This is a genomic window from Clostridioides sp. ES-S-0049-02, assembly GCF_020658465.1.
Classification (GTDB): domain Bacteria; phylum Bacillota; class Clostridia; order Peptostreptococcales; family Peptostreptococcaceae; genus Clostridioides.
The window spans coordinates 1-368 of the sequence record NZ_JACVWG010000068.1; the positions used below are offsets into that span (position 1 = coordinate 1).

The 368-nt window shown below is 49.5% G+C and carries 3 tRNA genes; all 3 read right to left on the reverse strand.

The features are described from left to right. Positions 1-48: 48 nt before the first annotated feature. Positions 49-125 (reverse strand) — tRNA-Arg (locus tag IC213_RS20660). 23 nt (positions 126-148) lie between these two features. Further along, positions 149-223: transfer RNA gene (locus tag IC213_RS20665), tRNA-Gly, on the reverse strand. A gap of 23 nt (positions 224-246) precedes the next feature. After that, positions 247-330 (reverse strand) — tRNA-Leu (locus IC213_RS20670). Between the last annotated feature and the right edge of the window lie 38 nt (positions 331-368).

The following is a 368-nucleotide window of genomic DNA, read 5'->3' on the forward strand; positions in this document are numbered from 1 at the left end:
AGTCAAAGTCATGTGCCTTACCGACTTGGCTAATCCCCAATATATATGTGGTGAGCGCACAGGGATTCGAACCCCGGACACACGCCTTAGAAGGGCGTTGCTCTATCCAGCTGAGCTATGCACCCACATTGCAATATAAACATAAATTTGGAGCGGGAAACGAGATTCGAACTCGCGACTTCAACCTTGGCAAGGTTGCGCTCTACCACTGAACTATTCCCGCTCGTTTATTAAATTAAATAAAAATGGTGCGGATGAAGGGAGTCGAACCCCCACGCCAATGGCGCTAGATCCTAAGTCTAGTGCGTCTGCCAATTCCGCCACATCCGCGCATTTTTTTGGTGGAGGATGGTGGATTCGAACCACCG